General features: G+C 74.0%; 16 protein-coding genes and 1 riboswitch. Of the genes, 4 read left to right on the top strand and 12 right to left on the bottom strand.

Annotation, left to right across the window (positions count from 1 at the left end; all coding sequences use genetic code 11):
- Nucleotides 1–22: 22 nt before the first annotated feature.
- Entirely contained in the window at nt 23–469 is a 447-nt protein-coding gene (locus tag ABT026_RS19615) for a cyclic nucleotide-binding domain-containing protein (protein ID WP_351115914.1), read from the bottom strand.
- A 363-nt stretch (nt 470–832) separates the two neighbouring features.
- Between ABT026_RS19615 and ABT026_RS19620 the strand changes: the two genes are divergently transcribed.
- Complete coding sequence (locus tag ABT026_RS19620) at nt 833–1264, top strand: hypothetical protein (RefSeq protein WP_351115916.1); 432 nt, start codon at nt 833–835, stop codon at nt 1262–1264.
- A 105-nt stretch (nt 1265–1369) separates the two neighbouring features.
- On the opposite strand, the gene ABT026_RS19625 is transcribed toward ABT026_RS19620, so the two are convergent.
- From ABT026_RS19625 to ABT026_RS19655, 7 genes are all read right to left on the bottom strand, one after another.
- A complete protein-coding gene (locus tag ABT026_RS19625; protein WP_351115918.1) occupies nt 1370–3655 on the bottom strand; it encodes an FUSC family protein in 2286 nt (761 codons plus the stop codon).
- Entirely contained in the window at nt 3652–5028 is a 1377-nt protein-coding gene (locus ABT026_RS19630) for an NAD(P)/FAD-dependent oxidoreductase (protein WP_351115919.1), read from the bottom strand. The genes ABT026_RS19625 and ABT026_RS19630 overlap by 4 nt, the downstream gene beginning before the upstream one ends.
- A gap of 132 nt (nt 5029–5160) precedes the next feature.
- Nucleotides 5161–5613 (bottom strand): DUF6098 family protein, encoded by a 453-nt coding sequence (locus ABT026_RS19635; protein ID WP_351115920.1) that lies wholly within the window; start codon nt 5611–5613, stop codon nt 5161–5163.
- Nucleotides 5614–5682: 69 nt separating this feature from the next.
- Nucleotides 5683–7356 carry an FAD-binding dehydrogenase gene (locus ABT026_RS19640; RefSeq protein ID WP_351115921.1) on the bottom strand — a complete coding sequence of 558 codons (1674 nt, stop codon included), beginning with the start codon at nt 7354–7356 and terminating at the stop codon, nt 5683–5685.
- 172 nt (nt 7357–7528) lie between these two features.
- Nucleotides 7529–8467: a universal stress protein gene (locus ABT026_RS19645; protein ID WP_351115923.1), complete on the bottom strand. Its 939-nt coding sequence runs from the start codon at nt 8465–8467 to the stop codon at nt 7529–7531.
- A gap of 403 nt (nt 8468–8870) precedes the next feature.
- Entirely contained in the window at nt 8871–10244 is a 1374-nt protein-coding gene (locus tag ABT026_RS19650; protein WP_351115924.1) for an alkaline phosphatase PhoX, read from the bottom strand.
- 81 nt (nt 10245–10325) lie between these two features.
- A complete protein-coding gene (locus tag ABT026_RS19655) occupies nt 10326–11018 on the bottom strand; it encodes a class I SAM-dependent DNA methyltransferase (protein ID WP_351115925.1) in 693 nt (230 codons plus the stop codon).
- Nucleotides 11019–11210: 192 nt separating this feature from the next.
- Nucleotides 11211–11273, top strand: a riboswitch (guanidine-III (ykkC-III) riboswitch).
- Between the two features lie 34 nt (nt 11274–11307).
- Here ABT026_RS19655 and ABT026_RS19660 point away from each other — a divergent pair.
- The gene (locus tag ABT026_RS19660; protein WP_351115927.1) at nt 11308–11625 is read left to right on the top strand and encodes a DMT family transporter; all 318 of its coding nucleotides are present in this window, start codon (nt 11308–11310) and stop codon (nt 11623–11625) included.
- Between the two features lie 62 nt (nt 11626–11687).
- On the opposite strand, the gene ABT026_RS19665 is transcribed toward ABT026_RS19660, so the two are convergent.
- Both ABT026_RS19665 and ABT026_RS19670 read right to left on the bottom strand, forming a co-directional pair.
- Complete coding sequence (locus ABT026_RS19665; RefSeq protein WP_351115928.1) at nt 11688–12431, bottom strand: ABC transporter permease; 744 nt, start codon at nt 12429–12431, stop codon at nt 11688–11690.
- A 2-nt stretch (nt 12432–12433) separates the two neighbouring features.
- Nucleotides 12434–13387, bottom strand: a complete 954-nt coding sequence (locus ABT026_RS19670; RefSeq protein WP_351115930.1) for an ATP-binding cassette domain-containing protein — start codon at nt 13385–13387, stop codon at nt 12434–12436.
- 106 nt (nt 13388–13493) lie between these two features.
- On the opposite strand from ABT026_RS19670, the gene ABT026_RS19675 reads away from it, so the two are divergent.
- Nucleotides 13494–14720: a sensor histidine kinase gene (locus ABT026_RS19675; RefSeq protein WP_351115931.1), complete on the top strand. Its 1227-nt coding sequence runs from the start codon at nt 13494–13496 to the stop codon at nt 14718–14720.
- 14 nt (nt 14721–14734) lie between these two features.
- Nucleotides 14735–15397 carry a response regulator transcription factor gene (locus tag ABT026_RS19680; protein WP_351115933.1) on the top strand — a complete coding sequence of 221 codons (663 nt, stop codon included), beginning with the start codon at nt 14735–14737 and terminating at the stop codon, nt 15395–15397.
- Between the two features lie 119 nt (nt 15398–15516).
- Here ABT026_RS19680 and ABT026_RS19685 read toward each other — a convergent pair whose 3' ends face one another.
- Both ABT026_RS19685 and ABT026_RS19690 read right to left on the bottom strand, forming a co-directional pair.
- The gene (locus ABT026_RS19685; RefSeq protein ID WP_351115934.1) at nt 15517–15717 is read right to left on the bottom strand and encodes a DUF2191 domain-containing protein; all 201 of its coding nucleotides are present in this window, start codon (nt 15715–15717) and stop codon (nt 15517–15519) included.
- Between the two features lie 46 nt (nt 15718–15763).
- On the bottom strand, nt 15764–16471 hold the full coding sequence (locus ABT026_RS19690) for a carbon-nitrogen hydrolase family protein (protein WP_351115935.1): 708 nt from the start codon (nt 16469–16471) through the stop codon (nt 15764–15766).
- Nucleotides 16472–16527 lie beyond the last annotated feature (56 nt).

Raw genomic sequence — 16527 nt, forward strand, 5'->3', positions numbered from 1 at the left:
GCGGCCGCGCGGCGAACAGGGATCAGCGGTGGGGGTGCTTGAAGGACTCGAGGAGCTGGACCCGGGTGGACTCCAGGCGGTAGGCGAGGATCTCGGCGACGATCCGCATCAGCGACAGGCCCAGGCCCGCGTCCTCCTCGGACAGTTCGAGGACCGGGGTGGCCTCGAACTCGTAGGCCCGGACGGGGCTGAACGCCACCGCCCCGAAGTCCCACTCGTGCGGCGGGAACAGCCAGGACCAGCCCAGCAGGTCACCCGCGCCCAGGCTCGCCACGGTCACCCGTCGCAGCTGCGTGACCTGCTGGTAGAGGTCGACGCGCCCCGAGCGCACCACCCAGAAGCGGTCCGCGACCCCGCCCTCCTCGAAGATCGGGGCGTCCTCCGGGAAGGAGACCTCCCGGGCCAGCGTCATCAGCCGTTCCCGGCGTTCCGGAGTCAGCGCGGTCAGCAGTTTGATCGGCTTGGTCATCACGACACTCCTCGCCGGCCGGGCGGACTACGGACACACACCCCTCCCCCATTGTCAGCGGGTCCCCCCGAGGGGAGCACTTCGAACGGGTGAAGGGTGGGCAAAGGCGGTGAGGGCCTCGAGCAGGCCAGGGAATGGGCCGGACGACGGCCGGGAGCGGGCGGGCGACGGCAGCCGGGAGCGGGCCGGGTGACGGGCCGGGCGCGGACGCAGAAAGACCCCGACCGGACGGGGGAGACCGGTCGGGGTCGTACATGGGTACGACGATGACATCGTATGGGTGAAGCTTAAACCATCCCCACCCCTTCGGACGAATCGGCGCCCGGGATGTGATCGTCGTCCCACTCGGGGAACCCGGAGCCGATGAGCGAACCGCACCTGCCGGACGGCGCCCCGGTCGAGCTCTACCTCGACCTGCTGCGTCTCCGACTGAGCCCTGAGGAGTACGACCTCCTGCTCCGCCTGGTCCGGCCCGCGCTGCGGGCGCTCGGTGAGGACGTCGACCTGGCCGATCTCGGCCCGGACGGCGACTGCCCCGACGAGGGTCCGGTGCCGCAGGAGATCCGTGACGAGGCCGCCCTGGTGATCGCCGCCGCGGTCACCGGCCGTCTCGACAACGTCCTGATCGAACTGGACTACGAGGACACCGGTCCCATCCGGGTCGTCACCGACGCGGCCAGTGCCGCCGACCCGGAGCGCCGCCGCGAGATCGCCGACTCCCTGCTGCGCCGTCGCCGCGAGGACGAGGAGCTGCGCGGGATCGCGGAGGCCAGCGACCTGCCCACCGACTTCTGACCGGTTCCGGTTCCGGCCGGGACCGGCGCCCGCCGGCCCCGACCGCACCGCTCCGACCTCACCGGGCTTCGGGACTCCCCCGAGGCCCGGTTCTTCGTGGGAGCTTCATGCCGCCTGCCGGCCTCGTGGCCGCAGCGGGACCTCCAGCGGTCGCGCGAGACCGGTGACCGCGTCGTCCAGCCGCCCCAGGTGACCCAGCACGCGGTAGGTGACCTGGCCGTACCGGGCCCGGGCGCCCGAGCCGGGCTCGAGCAGCGAGGCGATGCTGGCGCCGGTCTCCAGCTCCCCGGCGTCCTTGCGCCCCTCGACGTGCGCGGCGACGGTGTCGATGTTGCGCAGGATCCGCTCCCCCGCTCCGGCCAGCCTCGGGTCGGCGGCGATCGCGGTCTGGCTGGGCAGCAGTTCGGCCGTCGCGGCAAGGGACCGCGCGTGGTAGGCGCAGGTCTCCAGCTGGGCGACGACGTACCGGGCGGTGTCGCGCCGGTTGCGCAGCGGGGTGATCGGGTGGGTCAGCGGCTGGGTGGAGGAGCGCAGGTCGCCCAGCGCCTCGTCCAGCTCCCTGGCCTGGTCCAGCAGGTCCGCCGAAGGGCCGCCGCTGAGCTGACGGACGGCGGACCCGGTGACGTCCGCGAGCCGCTCCAGCACCGTCACCAGGAGCTCGTCGGTGCGGTGCGCGGTGCGTACCGGCAGGACCAGGACCGCGGCGGCCAGTCCGCAGGCGGCTCCGAGAGCCGTCTCCCCGAGGCGCAGCACCAGGACGTCCAGGCTGTAGGTGTTCAGCAGCGTGTAGAGCAGTCCGAGCATGGCCGTGACGAAGAACGACATCAGCGTGTACGAGAGCCGCGCCAGGTAGTGCGTGAGGAAGACCAGCACCAGGACGAGCGCGAAGGCGAGCGGCACCCGCTGGCCGACCAGCCCTGCCAGCACGATGCCGGCCACCACGCCGAGCATCGTGCCCAGCAGCCGGCGGTAGGCCTTGACCAGGATCTCGCCGGTGGAGCTGGTGTTGACGAAGACGATCCAGCAGGCGAGCACCGCCCAGTACCAGCGTTCCTGGGACAGCAGCTCGCCGCCGGCGATCGCCAGGACGGAGCCGACGGTGACCTGGACGGCGGTGCGGGTGGTGGGCCGGTCCAGGCCGGTGCGCTCCTCGTCCCGCTCGTCCTCGTCGGTCTCGGCGACGGCGATGGCGGCGTCCTCGGCCTCGATCTCCTCCCGGCTGCGGGCGGTCTCGGGGCTGTCGTCACTGTCGTCGGCGCTCCCGCCCAGGGCGATCCGCAGTCCCAGCACGGCGCGGGCGGCCTCGCCGATGCCGCGGAAGACGTCGCGGACCGCGGCGGACGCCCGGTCGGGCAGTTTGTCGTCGTCGCGGTAGCCGAGCAGCCGGTTGCGCAGCTGGGCGAGGCCGGTGCCGCGGTGCTCGTCGGCCGAGCGCAGCACCAGGGTGCGCAGGGCGCGCAGGTCCCGGTGGAGGGCCTCGGCGGCCTGGTCCCGCACGGGCTGGAGGCCGCTCTCGGGCAGCGGGGCGCCGGGCAGATGGAGGGTGAGGGTGTCGGCACGGGCGGGGGCGCCGGCGCGTTCGGTCATCCGCGCGGTGAGGATCAGCAGGCCGAGCCGTTCGGCGGCGATCTCGGCGTCGGCGATGCGGCGCTGCACGAGGGAGGCGGCCCGGTCGTCGGGGGTGCCCTCGGTGAGCCGGGCCTGGATCATCATGGCCGTCTCGTGCAGGCGGGCGGTACGGCCGCGGAGCTGGTCGAGGGCCTTGTCGACCTGGTCGGGTCCTGCGTCCAGCAGCTCGATCTGGGCGCTCACCAGCTGGGCGAAGCGGGCCCGGAAGGCCGCGCGCAGCCTTCCCAGGACCTGTTCGGGGCCGGCCTGGACGACGCCGAACCGGATCAGGGCGCTGCAGGCGAAGCCGGCGCCCACCGGCCAGTAAAGGCCGGGCAGTCCGGCCGTGCCGACGCCGAGGAACTGGGAGAGGAAGTACGACTGGAAGCCGATCATGCCGAGGGCGAAGCCCCGGTCGCCGAAGCGGCGGCAGTAGACCGCGCCGAAGATCAGCACGACGAAGACGACGGTGCCGACGAAGGTGCCGCTGAGCAGGGTGCCCAGCGTCAGCGCCAGCCAGGCCGCGGGCAGGCCCGCCGCGAGCGACAGGGCCTGTCCGCGCCGGTCCTTCTCACGGACCGCGAAGGTGGCCACCATGGCGGCCATCGCGCCCGCCACCAGCTGTTCGACGCTCGCGCCGAACACGCCCACCACGCCGAGCGTGAGAGCGAGCGAGCCCACGGTGCGCAGTCCGGCCGTCAGGCGCAGCAGGCCGGGGTCGGACGCGGCGACCCGGTCGCGGAAGGCCGACCGGCCCGCTCGCGCCCGGGCCGCCCTCCTCACGCCTCGCGCAGCTGGTGCCGCTCGACGCGCTCGCGAAGCTGCTCGGGCGAGAGATAGGCGTCGGTGTACTCGAAGTCCTTCAGGGTGGCCGGCTTGCGCGACTGGAAGCCGGTGCGGACGAAGTCGTCGCCGGCCACCGCGTTCAGCGCCCAGTTGGTGGCCACGCGGGCCTTGGCGACGCCCGTGCGCAGCGCCAGCCAGTGGTAGCCGCGGGCCACCGCGAGGGCGGGCAGGCCCTTCATCTCCACGCCCAGCGGACGGGAGACGGCGTCCCTGCCGCCGAGGTCGACGACCAGGCCCAGGTCCTTGTGGACGTAGGGCCGCAGCGGCTGGTTGCGGATCCGCGCGATGACGTTGTCGGCGGCGACCTTGCCCTGCCGCATGGCGTGCTGCGCGGTGGGCGGGCAGACGGCGCCCTCCTCGCCCTTGGCGAGGTCGGGCACGGCGGCGGCGTCGCCCAGGGCGAAGACGTCCGGGCAGCCGGGCGCCTTCATCTCGGCGTCGACCACCATCCGACCGCGGGAGGTCTCGCAGCCGAGCGTGGACATCAGCGGGCTGGCGGCGACGCCGGCGGTCCAGATGAGGGTGTGGCTGGGCACCACGCGTCCGTCGGTGAAGGTGACCTCGGTGTCCGACACCTTGGCGACGGAGACGCCGAGGGAGACCTCGATGCCGCGTCGGCGCAGGATGCCGAGCGCGGTCTCGCCGAGCTTCTCGCCGAGCTCGGGCATCAGCCGCGGGGCGATGTCGATCAGGTGCCACTTGATCAGGCCGGGGTCCAGGCGCGGGTAGCGCTTGACCGCGTTGTGGGTGAGCCGCTGCAGGCAGGCCGCCGTCTCGGTGCCGGCGTAACCGCCGCCGACGACGACGAACTGAAGCCGGGCGGCCCGCTCCGCGGGGTCCTGGCTGGCGTCGGCGAGGTCCAGCTGCTGGATGACGTGGTCGCGGACGTAGGCCGCCTCGGCGAGCGTCTTCATGCCCCGGGCGTGCTCGGTGAGGCCGGGGATGTCGAAGGTGCGGGTGACGCTGCCGGGGGTGAGCACCAGGATGTCGTAGGGCTCGTCGATCAGCTCGTCGGTGACGGTGCGGATGACGCAGATCTTCGCCTTGCTGTCCACGCCGATGGCGCCGCCCGGGATGATCCGGGTGCGGTAGCGGCTGCTGCGGCGCAGCGAGGACGCGACGGACTGGGGGGTCAGCACGCCGGAGGCCACCTGCGGCAGCAGGGGCAGGTAGAGCTGGTAGGAGAACGGCGCCACCAGGGTCACGTCGGCCTCGTCGGGGCCGAGCTTCCTCTCGAGGCGACGGACGCACTCCACTCCCGCGAAGCCCGCGCCCACCACCAGGATCCTGGGTCGTGTCACGATGGCCACCTTTCTGCGGCTCCTGGGTCGGCTGTTCGGTCTGTGCGATCAACAGGGTCCGAATGCCCCCGAAGGTTCCTTTGATCCCACCCCGATCCGAGGTGTTTCGCCACTCGGGACCTGCCTTCGGGGCCCGGCGGCTCAGCGGCCGCGTCGGAGGGGGCCCCACTGCTCCCGGTGGCGGGCCACCTCGGTGCGCGCGGCCTCGATCACCTCGTCGCCCAGCCAGCACAGCGGTTCCACGTCGACGACCAGCGGCTCGTTGTCCGGACCCCGGCCGGCCTCGGCGCCCTTGAGAACCCAGGGCCGTACCTGCGGCCCTTTCTCCCGGGGCAGGTGCTCGTAGTCGTACACCCGTCGAGCCGCCCACAGCACGAGCGGGCGGTCGTCCCACCACTTCTCCACGTCCAGCGGGTTGGCGGACAGTCCGGGCATGGCGATGCCCGTCAGTTCGTCCCTGCTGGACGTGGCGGCGATGTCGACGTCCGGCCCCTTCGACCAGCGGAGGTACAGCCCGTCGTGCCGCTCGAGCAGTGAGGCCAGCTCCTCGAGGGACTGCAGCACGGGCAGGCCGGCCTGGTCGGCGCTCTCCACGCGTGATCACCTCCTGGTAGATCTCCGGGGTACCCGGCGACCGCGCGTGGAATCCACCCTTCGGGCAGGTCAGGCCACCTCGCGGGCGGCCGCGCGGCCGGCGGCTCGGCCGGAGAAGAGGCAGCCGCCGAGGAAGGTCCCCTCCAGGGCGTTGTAGCCGTGCACGCCGCCTCCGCCGAAACCGGCCACCTCGCCCGCCGCGTAGAGGCCCTCGACCGGGGCGCCGTCGGGGCCCAGGGCGCGGGAGTCCAGGTCCGTCTGGATGCCGCCGAGGGTCTTGCGGGTGAGGATGTGCAGCTTGACACCGATGAGCGGTCCGGCCTCCGGGTCCAGGACGCGGTGCGGCGTGGCCACCCGGCCGAGCCGGTCGCCGAGGTAGCGGCGGGCGTTGTGGATGCCCTGGACCTGGGCGTCCTTGCTGTACGGGTTGGCCAGCTGCCGGTCGCGCTCCTCGATCTGCCGGCGCACCTCGGCCGCGTCGAGCAGCGGCTTGTCGGTGAGGGCGTTCATCTTCACGATCAGTTCCTCGATCGTGTCGGCGACCACGAAGTCGGCGCCGTGCTGCTTGAACGCCTCGACGGGTGCGGGGGCGCCCTTGCCGAGGATGCGCTCCCTGAGGAAGGCCTTGCGGTCCTTGGCGGTGATGTCGGGGTTCTGTTCGGAGCCGGAGAGCGCGAACTCCTTCTCGATGATCTTCTGGGTGAGGACGAACCAGGAGTGGTCGTGTTCGGCGAGGTCCGCGGTGGTCCGCAGGTGGCGCAGGGTGCCGAGGGTGTCGTAGCCGGGCAGGTACGGGGCGGGCAGGCGCCGCCCGAGGGCGTCGAGCCAGATCGACGACGGGCCGGGCAGGATGCGGATGCCGTGGCCCGCCCAGACGGGGTCCCAGTTGCGCACGCCCTCGGTGTAGTGCCACATCCGGTCGCGGTTGACCAGCCGCGCCCCCGCCGACTCGGTGATCTCCAGCATCCGGCCGTCCACGTACGCGGGGACGCCGGTGACCATCTCGGCGGGTGCGGCGCCCAGCCGCTCGGGCCAGTACCGGCGGACGATGTCGTGGTCGGCGCCGATGCCGCCGGAGGTCACCACCACGGCCTGCGCCCGCAGTTCGAACTCCCCGACGGCCTCACGGCTGGAGGCGACGCCGCGCGGGGCGTCGTCGTCGGCCAGCAGGGTGCCGCGCACACCGCGCACCGCGCCCTGCTCGACGACCAGCTCGTCGACCCGGTGCCGGTGGCGGAAGGTGAGCAGTCCGTCCTGGTAGGCCTGCTGGGCGTACTTCACGAAGGGCGCGACCACGCCGGTGCCGGTGCCCCAGGCGACGTGGAAGCGGGGCACCGAGTTGCCGTGCCCGCCCGCGCGCAGGTCGCCGCGCTCGGCCCAGCCGACGGTGGGCAGGAAGCTGATGCCGTGCCCGTCCAGCCAGGAGCGCTTCTCCCCCGCGGCCCACTCGACGTAGGCGCGGGCCCAGCGCAGGGCCCAGGAGTCCTCGTCGTCGGTGCGGTCGAAGGCGGCGCTGCCCTGCCAGTCGCTCCACGCCAGCTCGAAGGAGTCCTTGACGCGCATCCGCCGCTGCTCCGGGGAGTCGACGAGGAACAGCCCGCCGAAGGACCAGTAGGCCTGGCCGCCGAGGTTGGCGGGGTTCTCCTGGTCCACCAGCACGACCTTGCGTCCCTGGCGGGTGATCTCGTGGGCGGCCACCAGACCCGCCAGGCCGGCTCCGACGACTATGACGTCCGCGTCCATGACGGTGTCCCCTTCACTGCGTTCCTGTGCTGCCTCTGCGGTGGCGCCTCTTCGGCGCCGCCCCGGTGCTGTTCCGCGCCGCGTGCGCGCGTCCGCGCGCCCACGGCGTGTGCGGTGGGCGCTCGGCAATCTAACCCGTGACCTGCGGCGCGGGGAACCTGCGCGACCTGCTTCAGGCGTCGGGCCCGGGCGGGACGACGGCCACCGGGCAGGGGGCGTGGTGGATCACCGCGTCGGCCACCGAGCCGAGCCGGCTGCCGACCGCGGAGCGGTGCGCGCGTCGGCCGACGACCGTCAGCCGGGCGCCCGCCGACACCGACAGCAGCACCTCGCCGGCGCTGCCCATCTCGACGTGCTCGGTCACCGGCACGTCCGGGAAGCGCTCACGCCAGGGGGCCAGGGCGGTGCTCAGTGCCTTGCGCTCGAACGGCACGGGGCCGCCCGCCTCGTCCAGCAGGCGCAGCGAGCCGGGGCTGTAGGCGAAGACCGGGGGCAGCGCCCAGGCCCGCACGGCGCGCAGCGGCGCTCCGCAGGCGGCGGCCGTCTCGAAGGCGAAGCGCAGCGTCTCGGCGCTGTCCTCCGGCTCGCCGTGCTGTCCGACGACGATCTCACCGGCCGGCCTTGCGCCACCCTCGGCGTCCTTGTCGCCCCTGACGTTCCTGTCGTCCCTGCCGTCCCCGTCGTCCTTGACGTCCGCGCGGACCAGGACGACCGGCAGACCGGCCTCGGCGATCACCTGCCGGCCGACGGAGCCGAGCAGGAAGCCGAGGAACAGGCCCCGCCCCCGGGAGCCGAGGACCAGCATCCCGGCGCCCTCGGACGCCTCCAGCAGCCCTTCGGGGGCCTCGCCCCGGCCGATGTGGGTGCTCACCGTGAGACCCGGGTGGCGTTCGGCCAAACCGCGGACCGAGTCCTCGACGCCCTGCCGCACCCACCTCTCCTGCTCGTCGCTGCTGCCGCTGCGCTCCTCGGCGCCGCTCACCCTGCGCGGTTCCCACACGTGGGCCACCCGCAGCTCGGCCCCGCGGCGGCCCGCCTCGACGGCCGCCCACTCCAGCGCTGCCAAGCTCTCCGGGCTTCCGTCCACTCCTGCGGCGATCGGACGGGTCATCAGCTGCCTCCCTGCTCACGGCTCTCGGGCCGCTGTCGTGTCTGCGCACTGGCTGGGCACCAGTCTGGACCACGCCTACCCCAAGATCACGGCGCGCCCCCCGCCACCCGTCCGGCGAGCGCCCGCAGGACGCCCCCGTGGGCGGCGTCCACCGTGATCCCCAGCCGTACCGGAGGGGCCCCCGGACCGGCCGGCGTCCGCGCCCGGGACGCCCGCGGTGGCGGAGTCCGCCATCACCCTCGCGGAGCCCGCCACGCTCAGGGGCCGCTCCGGTGCGGGCAGTGTGCCGGAGGGGGGCATCCCGGCCGGGTCGGGCCCGTCCGCCGCGACCTGGACGCGAGCGGGCCGCCGGGCAGGGGCCGGGGGGCGACTGCGCTGAGCCGCCCCCCGGCCGGTGTCGGCGCTACCTGTGCCAGGGGCCGGTGACCGCGAAGGTGGTGCCCGGGTCGTAGCAGTTGACGTACATGGTCCCGCCGTCGGGCGAGAAGGCGACGCCGGCGAACTCGCCCCACTCGGGGGCCTCTTCCGTGCCGATGTTCTGGGCGTTGCGCGCCATGGTGTACACCTGGCCACGCCGCGTCACGCCGAAGACGTGCTGGGCCCCGCTGCCGTCCTCGCAGACCATCAGGGACCCGCCGGGCGCCAGACAGATGTTGTCGGGGGAATCGCCCGGCAACTGGACGTCCGACCCGGGACCGAAGACGATCACCAGGGTGAGGCGGCGGGCGCCCGGGTCGTAGCGCCACACCTGACCGTGGTGGTCCGCGCCCGATCCCTCGCCGGTGCGCGCGTAGGAGGAGACGAAGTAGACCGAGCGCCCGCCCCAGTAGCAGCCCTCCAGCTTCTGTCCGCGGGTGACGCCGCCGGGGCCGTAGTCCTGAAGGCGGGTCGGCGTCTGCTCGGCCAGCGGGTCGGGGACGTCCACCCACTCCACGCCGCCGAAGCTCGCCCCCGGCTCGTCGACCACGGACAGGTCGGGCAGGTCCGGCACCCGCATGGCCTGGAGGCGGCCGCCGGCGCGCAGCGACCCCAGGCGGCCCTCGGGCCGCCGCGGCAGGAAGCGGTAGAACAGGCCGAACGGGGCGATGAAGGCGTCCTCGGTCTCGTAGACGATGCCGTGGACGGGGTCGACGGCGACCGCCTCGTGCTGGAACCGGCCCATCGCGGTGAGCGGCACCGCTCCGCTGCGCCGCGGGTCGGCGGGGTCGACCTCGAAGATGAAGCCGTGGTCCTTGGCGTAGCCCGCGACCCCCGCCTTGTCCTCGGTCTCCTCGCAGGTCAGCCAGGTCCCCCAGGGCGTGGGCCCGCCGCTGCAGTTGACGGCGGTGCCGGCGATCGCGACCCGCTCGTCCACGACGGCGCCGCCGGGGCCGTCCAGGGTGAGCAGGGTGCAGCCGCCCTTGGCCGCCGGGTCGTACGTCAGGCCGTCGACGGTGGGGACTCCGAGCGCGGCGGTGACGCGGTTCTCGTGGTTGCGGACGAGGTGGACGCGGCCCTTCCTGCCGGGCAGCGCCGTCATGCCGTCACAGTGGGAGGGCACCGGGCCCTCCCCGGAGCGCAGGGCGTCACCCTCACGGGAGAGCACCCGGTAGCGGAAACCTTTCGGCAGGTCGAGCAGGCCGTCCGGGTCGGGCACCAGCGGGCCGTACCCGTTCTCGGTGAGCGGCAGGGCGGAGGCGGCCGAGGCGGAGAACAGCTCCGCTACGGCCCCCGAAACCACGATGCCCGCTCCGAGTGCACCGGAGCGGGCGAGCATCTGACGTCGTGTGGCGGACATGAGCGACCTTCCTGTTGGCGGACAGGACTGTGATCAGCCGTGTGTACCACGTCACTCGGGCGCTCGGGAACCACGCCTGCCTCACCGGCGCGGCCGGGCCTCCCGCGGCAGGCGGTGGGCCAGGACGTAGCCCTGGGGGCCGCCTTCCTGCTCGTCCGGGGCGCGGACCACCTGCGCCTCCACCGCCAGACCCGCCTCCGTGAGCAGTCGCTGGACCAGCTCGGGAGGGGTCCAGTGGACCTCCAGGGAGAGGTCGTGACCGTAGGCGTGGGTCAGGCTCCGGTGCCGGTCACCGGCCTTGAAGGCGAGGAGCAGGGTGCCGCCGGGGGCCAGGACCCGGTGGAACTCCGTGAAGACCCGCGGCAGTTCCTCGGGCGGGGTGTGCACCGTGGAGTACCAGGCGCACACCCCCGCGAGCGAGGCGTCCTTGACGTCCAGCGCGGTCATGTCACCCACCTCGAAGCGCAGGCCGGGATGGTCGCGGCGGGCGACGCGGATCATCTCCGGGGAGAGGTCGACACCGAAGACGTCGAGTTCGAGCCGGCGAAGGTGGGCGGTGATGCGCCCGGGGCCGCAGCCGAGCTCGGCGACCGGTCCGCCGCCCCGGGTCAGCACCCGGTCGGCGAAGGCGGCGAGCATCGCCCGGTCGAAGGGCTTGTGCGACAGCTCGTCGCAGAGCAGTGCGGCGTAGTCCTCGGCGACGGTGTCGTAGGACGCGCGGGTGTCCTGCAGGCGCGCGGAAGAGCTCTCCGGCGCCCACTTCGTCTCGGTCATGGCGGGCCATCGTAGTGTCCGGCGTACTGGTCCGTGACCGAAATCCGACTCTGCGTGCGATCGGCCTCCGGACGCTGCCGGCGGCCGGTGCCCAACGGCCTCTCCAGGCGGTGCCGAACCCCTCCGCGGCGGCGTCCGTCACCTTCGGCGGTGGGCCGCGGCACCGGTCACGCCGACCGTGTTAGCCTCGGCCACGGTCGCCCCGGGCGGCCCCGGACGAGCGCGCCGTACCCGGTGAGGACAAGACGGCGTACGACCTCTGTCGCCTCGTCCGAAGGGTTCCACCGTCGTGACCGCCTGGCTCGTGCTCATCGTGTCCGGACTGCTCGAAACCGTCTGGGCCGTCGCCCTGAACGCCTCGCGCGGGTTCTCCCGCCTCGTCCCCTCCCTGTTCTTCGCCGTCGCCCTGCTGCTCAGCATGGGCGGGCTGGCCTTCGCCATGCGCTCGATACCGATCGGCACCGGCTACGCGGTGTGGGTCGGCATCGGCGCTGTCGGCACCGCGCTCTACGGGATGTTCTTCCTGCACGAGCCCGCCACCGCCGCCCGGCTGATCTGCCTCGCCCTGATCGTGGGCGGGGTGGTGGGACTCAAGTTCCTGCACTGACGCCCGGCGGCCGCCGCTGCCCCGCGGCCGCTGCTGCCGGCGGCGCGCCGTCACGAGGGCGCTCAGGCGTCCCGGCGGCGCACCGCCCACCAGCCCGCGGCCAGCGCCGCGGCCGCCCACAGGGCGGTCACGCCCAGGCCCTCCCAGGGGCCGAGCGGTCCGGGCGGGGTCTCCCGGAAGAAGTGGCTGCCGGCCCGGTCCGGCAGGTAGGCGCCGATCCCGCCGGCCGCGTCCCCGAGCACGAAGGAGCCGACCAGGACGAACGGGACCAGGATGCTCAGCGTGCCGACCGCGCTGCGCAGCAGGAAGGTGACACCGGCGGCGAACAGCGTCATCAGCACCAGGTAGACCGCCCCTCCGACACAGGCCCGCAGCACTCCCGGGTGGTCGAGGCCGATGGCGTGGTCGCCGAGGAAGGACTGGCCGACGAGGAAGGTCACGAAGGTCGTCGGGACGCACACCAGCAGGGCGGTGACCGCTATCACCCCGGTCTTCGCCCCGTACAGGAGTCCGCGGCGCGGCACGGCCGCCAGCGACACCCGCAGGGCGCCCTCCCGGTACTCCGACGACACCGCGGTGGCCCCGTAGGCCAGCGCGGCGACCTGCGCGAAGTTCAACGTGTAGAAGGCCTCCTTCGCCTGCTGCCCCCCGTCGGCCGCCTCCGCCTCGCCGATGGTGGAGTACGTCAGGACGGTGAGGGCCGTCGTGACCAGGAGGATCGCCAGCAGGGAGCCCCAACTGGCCCGCACCGAACGGATCTTGATCCATTCGGAGTGGAGCACGGGTGCGACGGTCGCGACGGACATGGTCAGGCCTCCTGGGGGCTGGTCGTGGTGCGCGGGGACGCGGCGGCGAACTGGGCCGAGGCGGAGGTGAGGGCCAGGTAGGCGTCCTCCAACGACACGCGCAGGTCGGTGAGTTCGAGAACGGGTATGCCCTCCTTCGCGCTCACCGCCCCGACCTCCTCGGCCGTGGCGCCCTCGACGGTCCACCGGCCGTTCTCCGCCTCGCGCATCGTGTGGCCACGGGCGGCCATGCTCGCCCGCAGGCGCACCGGGTCGCTGGTGCGGACCTGGACCCGCGCGGCGGAGTTGCGGTCGATGAACGCGTGCGTGCCGATGTCGGCGAGCAGCCGCCCTCGGCCCAGCACCACCAGGTGGTCGGCGACGGCGGAGGTCTCGTTCATCAGGTGGCTGGACATCAGCACCGTGCGGCCCTCACCGGCGAGCCGGCGCAGCAGCTGCCTCATCCACACGAAGCCCTCCGGGTCGAGGCCGTTGGTCGGCTCGTCCAGCATCAGCACCGGAGGGTCGCCGAGCAGGGCGGCGGCTATGCCCAGGCGCTGGCGCATGCCGAGCGAGAAGGTCCTGACCCGGCGACCGGCGACCGGGGCGAGCCCGGCCTCCTCCAGCACCTCGTCGACCCGGCGCGCCGGGATGCGGTTGCTCGCCGCGAGGTGGCGCAGGTGGTCGCGGGCGGTGCGCGAGGGGTGGGCGGAGTGGGCGTCCAGCAGGGCGCCGACGGTGCGCAACGGGGTGGCGAGGGTGGTGTAGTCCCGGCCGCCGACGGTGGCGGTGCCGGAGGTCGGGCGGTCCAGGCCGAGGACCAGACGCATGGTGGTGGACTTGCCCGCGCCGTTGGGGCCGAGGAAGCCGGTCACCCGGCCGGGTTCGACGGTGCAGGTGAGGTCGTCCACCGCTCTGGTCACCGCTCGGCGGGCGCCGTACTCCTTGGTCAGGGCGGTCAGCTCGATCGTGGTCATGTCCCCAGCCTGTCGCCGGGAAGGTGCGGGGCCATCCCCGGCCGGAGGGGTTCGTCTCCCCCATGCGGGGGAGGGCCGGCGGCAGTCCCTCTGACAGCATGACCAGGTGCCTCGTCTCCTTCGGCCGCTGACCCGCGCCGTCACCTACACCCGGTGGCTGCACATGGTGGTCACGGTGATCCTGCCGCTCGTGCTGGCCCTGGTCTTCCCCGGGCTGGTGGACCCCACCCCGACCGACTGGCTGCTGATCTACCTGCAGCCGGCGCCGCTGGTGGTGCTGCTCGGCGTCCTGGTCCCGGCGGTCCGTACCGCCGAGGGGCTGCAGGCGCGGCTGATGCTCTTCCCCGGCCCGCACGCCAGGGACGGGTCGGGCAGGGCGGGCGACGACCACGGCGTCTCCGCCGCGCCGTCGGCCTCGTGGAACGACCGGATGCGCACCGCGGTCTGGCTGGCGCTGCGGCTGGAGGTGGGGTGCGCCGTCGCGCTGGTGTCCAACCTGCTGGCCGGCCTGTGCCTGTCGCTGGTCGGGGCGGCCTTCGGCGACCCGGGGGTCTCCTCCGCGTTCCGGATGCCCGGCACCGCCTGGTGGTACGGACTGCTGGCCGTGCTGGACGTGGCCGTGCTGCTGGCCTTCGTCACGGCGGCGGGCGCGCTGATGGCGTGGGCCGCCAGGGCGCTGCTGGGGCCCTCCGCCAAGGAACGGCTGGCCCGGCTGGAGGAGCGGACCGAGCAGTTGCTGGAGCGCAACCGCATCGCCCGGGAGTTGCACGACTCCATCGGGCACGCTCTCACCCTGGCGGTGGTGCAGGCGGGGGCGGCACGGGCCGCGGGCGACGCCCGTTTCACCGAGCAGGCGCTGGGCGCCATCGAGGAGACCGGCCGGGCGGCGCTGGAGGACCTGGAGCGGGTGCTGCTGGTGCTGCGCGACCCGGAGCGCCCGGCCGGCTCCCGGCCCGGTCTGGGAGAGGCGGACCGGCTGCTGGAGTCAGCCCGCTCCTCGGGCGCCCAGGTGGACGCCGAGGTGGCGGGACCGCTGGACACGGTGGCGGGACCGGTCTCCCGCGAGGGGTACCGGATGCTGCAGGAGGCCCTGACCAACGCGGTGCGCCACGCGGGGTCGCTGCCGGTGGGCGTGCGGCTCGCGGTGGAGGGGGCCCGGCTGCGGATAGAGGTCCGCAACCCGCTGCCCGAGGCGGGAGCAGCGGCCGGGCTGCGCGGCGGCGGCACCGGCATCCGCGGCATTCGGGAGCGGGCCGCGCTGCTGGGCGGCGAGGCCTCCGCCGGGCCCGAGGAGGGGCTGTGGGTGCTACGGGTCGACCTGCCGGCCGGGTGATCTACGCTGTGCCGATGCCGCTCACCGTGCTCCTGGTCGACGACGAACCGCTCGTGCGGATGGGTCTGCGGGCCGTGCTGGAGGCCGGACCGGGCATCGAAGTGGTTGGCGAGGCGGCGGACGGCGCCGCGGTGATCCCGCTGGTGCGGAGCCTGCGCCCGGACGTGGTGATGATGGACGTGCGGATGCCGCTGATGGACGGCATCGAGGCGACCCGCGCGGTGTTGCGGTCGGTCGACAGGCCGCCGAAGATCCTGGTGATCACCACCTTCGAGAACGACGAGTACGTGTACGGCGCGCTGCGGGCGGGCGCGGACGGCTTCCTGCTCAAGCGGGCCCGGCCCGCCGAGATCGTCGGCGCGGTGCGGCTGGTGGCCGAGGGCGACTCCCTGCTCTTCCCGGCGGCGGTACGGCAGTTGGCGGCCGAGTACGGGGCGACGCGCGGCAACGCCGAGGCGAGGGCCCGGCTGGAGCGCGCGGAGCTGACCGAGCGGGAGGCGGAGGTGCTGCGGCTGATGTCCCGCGGCCTGTCCAACGCGGAGATCGCCGGCCGGCTGGTGGTGGGCACCGAGACGGTGAAGTCCCATGTCAGCGGGGTGCTCGCGAAGCTGGGGGTGCGGGACCGCACGCAGGCGGTCATCGCCGCGTACGAGTCGGGGTTCGTGTCCCCGGGCTGAGGCGGCAGGGGCGACCGCCCTGTGCGCGGGCCGGGGCTCAGGCCCGGCCCGGAGCCAGCCCAGGATTTGAGCCCTGAGTTTGAGCCCTGGCGGTCAACCCTGGATCTCAGCCCAGGGTTTCAGCCCTGGGGGTCCTGCGGCTTGGCGTCGATCTCCCGCAGCCGCTCGTCCTTGAGCTCGGTGCGCGCCTCGGTGCGGTGGCCGCGGGCGATGTAGTCGCGGACCACCAGTTCGACGGCGTCCTGGGGGGAGCCTGCGCCGGAGAGGACCATCACCTCCACGACGAGTTCGGCGTCCAGACTGACGGCGACCTTGGCCACGGCTCTCCCCCTGTCGTCCCGCCGGACGGCGGGCTCCGTCCGGACTCTAGCCGTCTCGCCGCGCCGGGACGACCGCCCTGGCGATGTCGCCGGGCAGGTCGCTCGCCTCGGCGAGGAGGGACCCGTCGGCAGCCCAGACGCCCGAGCGTCCGGAGGTGCGGTCGAAGCCGCCGCCGGTGGGCCCCGCGAAGGCCGCGGTGGCGACCCAGACGCCGTGGTCGGCGGCGGCCCGGCGGGCCCGCTCGCCGTGCACCTCGGCCTCGGCTTCGGAGTGCACCACGCCGGCCACGTAGCCGTCCATGCCGAGGGCGGCGGTGGCCGCCGCGTGCTCGGGCAGGCCGGTGTCCCGGCAGACCGCGAGGCCCAGCCGGACGCCGTCGACCTCGAGCACCGCCGGCTCGCCGGGCTCGAAGTGGTCGGCCTCGGCGCCGTACAGATGCGTCTTGCCGTACACCACGCGGGCGCCGTCGCCGTCCACGGCGAGGACCCCGATGTGCGGCCCGGGCACCGGCGCGCCGACCAGGGCGAGCGTGCCGGTCTCGGCGCACGCGGCGACGATCGGGGCCAGCCGCTCGTCGTCCGGCCCGACCGGGGCGGCGTCCAGTTCGTAGCCGGTCAGGGAGAGCTCGGGGAACACCACGACCCTCGCGCCCGCCGCCCGCACCGCCTCGGCGTGGGCGAGGGCGTTGCCCGCCACGTCGTGGGCCACGGTGCGCGGCTGGGCGACGGCGATGGTCAGCGGTCCGCCGGTCATGGGGGTTCCTCCTGGTCGTCGCCGCTCGTCGGCGCGGTCATCATAGGGCCCGGCCA

Source organism: Streptomyces sp. NPDC002734 (genome assembly GCF_040295685.1).
GTDB lineage: Bacteria > Actinomycetota > Actinomycetes > Streptomycetales > Streptomycetaceae > Streptomyces.